At 61.4% G+C, this 3,743-nt stretch carries 4 protein-coding genes and 1 pseudogene; 1 reads left to right on the top strand and 4 read right to left on the bottom strand.

Features of this window, described 5'->3' with window-relative positions; all coding sequences use genetic code 11:
* The 4 genes from ABYO54_RS15115 to ABYO54_RS15100 all read right to left on the bottom strand — a co-directional run.
* Positions 1–1,200: HAMP domain-containing protein (locus ABYO54_RS15115; protein WP_372809069.1), on the bottom strand; the 1,200-nt coding region annotated here is incomplete at its 3' end.
* Between the two features lie 112 nt (positions 1,201–1,312).
* On the bottom strand, positions 1,313–2,008 hold the full coding sequence (locus tag ABYO54_RS15110; RefSeq protein ID WP_372809068.1) for a response regulator: 696 nt from the start codon (positions 2,006–2,008) through the stop codon (positions 1,313–1,315).
* Positions 2,009–2,065: 57 nt separating this feature from the next.
* On the bottom strand, positions 2,066–2,344 hold the full coding sequence (locus ABYO54_RS15105; RefSeq protein WP_372809067.1) for a hypothetical protein: 279 nt from the start codon (positions 2,342–2,344) through the stop codon (positions 2,066–2,068).
* Positions 2,341–3,489, bottom strand: a complete 1,149-nt coding sequence (locus tag ABYO54_RS15100; RefSeq protein WP_372809066.1) for a hypothetical protein — start codon at positions 3,487–3,489, stop codon at positions 2,341–2,343. Before ABYO54_RS15100 ends, ABYO54_RS15105 begins: the two co-directional genes overlap by 4 nt.
* Positions 3,490–3,617: 128 nt before the next feature.
* On the opposite strand from ABYO54_RS15100, the pseudogene ABYO54_RS15095 reads away from it, so the two are divergent.
* A pseudogene (locus ABYO54_RS15095) lies at positions 3,618–3,743 on the top strand (hydroxymethylglutaryl-CoA reductase); the annotation flags it as partial.

The following is a 3,743-nucleotide window of genomic DNA, read 5'->3' as shown; positions in this document are numbered from 1 at the left end:
GTCGGGCTCGTGGTTCCAGTCGCCGGAAAGCAGCGTCTCGACGAAGCCTTTGATGGAGGTGATGGGGGTTTTGAGTTCGTGCGAGACGTTCGCCACGAAGTCCGAACGAACCGTTTCGAGGTGGCGCAGTTGCGTGACGTCGCGCAGGATAATCAAGGCCCCGATCGATTCGTTTTCCGAATTCCACAGCACGGTGCCGTTGGCCTGGATCTGCTTTTCGCCGTCGCCGATCAGGGTAAGGTCGCGCGCAAGCGGTTTTTGCGAGCCGATTACGGCCTTGATGAACTCCTGCAGGTTGGCGTAACGCACCACCTGCTGGATCAATTCGCGCTTGGTATCGTGCCCGTCGACCCCGAGGATTTCCCCGGCCACGCGGTTCATGTGGATGACGCGCTCGCGTTTGTCGACCGCCAACACGCCTTCGTCCATCGACGAGAGCACGGCGGTTTGCTCGTTGCGCTGCTCGCTCAGGGTCGACAGCGTTTTACTGAGCTGTTCCGACATGGCGTTGAGCGATTCGGCCAGCTGATCGAGTTCCAGCGCCTGTTGGGCCGGGATACGGTGGCCGAAATCGCCCTCGGCGAACTTGCGGGCCGCAAGTCCCATGCCGCGCAGGGGATAGGTGATCCGCCGGACCACGCCGATGCAGATCCCCATGGCCAGCAGGCCGGAGAGCACCGCCGCGACGAAGACGCGGACGGTCATCTTGTTCAATTCCGCCGTGATGGCGGTCATGGGCAGGGCGGCGCGGACCGCGCAGAGGGTTTCCTTGTTTGCGGTCTGCAGCGGTACGGCGATATACATCATCTCCTGCTTCACCGTGCGGCTATAGCGCGTATCCATGCCGACGCTGCCGCCGAGCGCCTGCCGGATCTCGGTGCGGTCGCCGTGGTATTCCATGGCATCGGGGCGCTCGTTGGAGTCGCCGATCACCCGGCCGTCGGGCATGATGACCGTGAAGCGGGTGTCGGCCGACCCGCCGAGCCGCTTGCACAGGGCGTCAACGGCGGTGGCGTCGCCGATCAGCGGGGCCAGCTGCTCGGAAAGCAGAATGGCCCGCGTGCGCACGTCGGTTTCCAGCGCGTGGAAGTAGAGGCTCGACATCGAGTGGAAGGCATACACCGCCACCACGATGATCGCAATCGCCGTCAGCACCCAGTAGGACGGGAGCAGCAACCAGAACAGATGTTTTTTCTTCATCGCCATTTCTCCGAAACGACCGGTTCAAGGGGGCAGGGTTCAACGGTTGAAGGGGGCGCCCTATCGGCACACGGCGAATCAACGCTTCAACGCTGAAACCCGTTCACTTGTTCTATTCCTCTTCCTTGAAGCGGTAGCCGATGCCCCGGACGGTCTCGATGATTTTCCCGGCATCGCCGAGTTTCTTGCGTAGCCCCACGATCTGCACATCGACCGAGCGGTCGGTCACCGGATAGTCCTCGCCATGCACGGCGTCGACGATCTGGTAGCGGGTGAAGACCCGGCCCGGCTGCAGGGCCAGCAACTGAAGCACCTTGAATTCGGTGTAGGTCAGCGTCACGTCCTGTCCATCGACCTCCACCTTGTGGCGGGCAACGTCGATCGAAATGTTGTGGATCGAGATCAGCTCCCGGTTGACGGCGGGTTCCGCGGAGATGATGCGGCGCAGCGCGGCCTTCACCCGGGCCAGCAGCACGCGCGGGCTGAACGGCTTGGTGATGTAATCGTCCGCGCCCAGCTCCAAACCGGCCACCACATCGGCTTCCTCGCACAAGGCGGTCAGCATGATGATCGGGATGCGCGTGGTTTTGGGGTCGGCCTTGAGGCGCTTGCAAACCTCCAAGCCATCCGCTCCCGGCAACATGATGTCCAGCAGGATCAGATCCGGTTGGAATTGCGCCGCCACGGTCAGCGCCTCCTCGCCGGAGTCCACCACCTTCACGCGATACTTGCTCCGTTCCAGATTGAATTGCAGCAACTCCTGGATCGGCGCCTCGTCCTCAACGACTAAAATCTTGATTTTTTCCATGCGCCCAATGTTCCGCATTTGCCGAATGCTAACAATCCCTAAAATGTTAGAAACACGTTACGCCGTTGTTTCAATCCGTCGGTCCAGCCACGCCATCAAGGATTCCACGGTCCAATCGACGTCGAGAATGCCGCGCTGGGCGACCGGCCGTTTGAGCGGATTATAATTCGCGGAAAGCGAGGCGTCTTCGTTGAAGCGGCGGCTCAGCTCCTGCGGTTCGACAAAGATGGTGGAGGGCGACGCTCCGTCGGAGCCCCGAAAAGCCAGATGCCCTGCGCATTCATCGGCAAGACCGAGTCCGCCGTGGTGCCTGATCCCGCGGTGGGAACCGGTCACTTGCCGTTCGGGGGCCAGCGCATAACCCAGACGCGGCGGCGGTCCACCTGCTTCGCGCCCGCGTCGAGCAGCTCTTTTTCGATGCCGGGCATGTGTGCCGCGCCCCAGGGGACGGCGATGTAATCGTAGGTTTCCATCGAATCGTGGATGCAGGCGACGACCCGCGCGTTGCGATCCTCGACGATCTCTTTCCAAAGCAGTTTTTCATCGGGCACCGGAGTGGTGATGTATTCCAGCAGCGCGGCGCGGCGGTCTTCGGTGTCCATCTTGCGGAAGAACTTCCCCTTCGCGTTCAGGAAGGCCACGACTTCGGGCGAAAGGGTGCTGACATCGATGTCGCAGGCGGTGGTGGCGATTTCCGGATTGGCGGAAAAGGTCTGCCCGTTTTGGGCCACCAGCCCGAGGGCGGGCGCCAGCTTATCGTAGCCCATGCCGCCGGACAGCAGATTTTCGGTGTCCGTCACGCCTTCGGGGAGGATCACGGTTTTTCCGGTGGGGAGCTCCTCCATCAGATCCGTATAAAAGGAACCTTCGGCAATGTGGACGGACGGCAGCAGGAAGATGGATTTGTCGTTGCAGCGGTAGGTGCGGGCCTCGACGCTGACGCCGCGCGGTCCCAGATGGACAAATCCTTTGGTGCGGTGCGCAACCCCGATGCTCGCGGAGAGGCCGAGATAGAGGGCCAGCAGCGGAACGACCCCAAAGACGTTCGCGGCCAGGAACCCCCACGTCCGCTTGCCGCTGAATTGGATGCCTTCAAACGCCCCCGGCCCGTGCAGCCAACCTTCGTTGCGGCCGCTGCGGCGGATTTCGAACAAGACCCACAGTCCCAGTGCGGGTTGCGCAACGGAAAGCAGCAACTCCGTGGTTTTCGTGCCCAGATAGATGGGGAGGGGCAGGCCGAAAAACAGGGTGCTCCATGCGACGAAGAGGACCATCGGCAACACCGTCCGTTTCGGGAAACCGCCCATGCAGCCCATAATGCAATAGAGCGGAAACGCCAGCATGAACGGGCCGAACCCCATCAAACCGCGCATCGCCCCGAAGGCTTGCACCCCCGTGAGGCGCGCCACAACCACGTCCAGCAAGGAAAAGATGCCGTCCAGCATAAACAGCACGATGTAGAGATTGACCAGTTTTTTCATGGCCGGCCATTCTGTCAGCTTTCGCGGCGAGTGCAATCCGCCAGACCAATCATTTCGGTTGCGTCTGCGAATTTGACATCCGGGTGGAATCGCCCGCATAGTTCCGCAATTCGTCCAAGGAGTAGTCAATGAGTGAATATGCGCAGATTCCCATGCAGTTTGTCGGTCCGGTGAAGGTGTCGGGGAACACCATCGAAGGCGAGTTCGAGGTGCCGCTGGCGACCTATGAAACGCCGCTGTGGCCCTCGGTCAAT

It is taken from the genome of Pontiella sp. (genome assembly GCF_041622395.1).
In the GTDB taxonomy this organism is placed as follows: Bacteria; Verrucomicrobiota; Kiritimatiellia; order Kiritimatiellales; family Pontiellaceae; genus Pontiella.
The sequence above is the reverse complement of the archived record's forward strand: the minus strand, read 5'-3'. Positions and strand labels throughout refer to the sequence as shown.

Bases quoted from the DNA above. Each gene is read 5' to 3' on its own strand.
- ABYO54_RS15110 (WP_372809068.1), bottom strand. From the start codon at position 2,008: ATGGAAAAAATCAAGATTTTAGTCGTTGAGGACGAGGCGCCGATCCAG.
- ABYO54_RS15100 (WP_372809066.1), bottom strand. From the start codon at position 3,489: ATGAAAAAACTGGTCAATCTCTACATCGTGCTGTTTATGCTGGACGGC.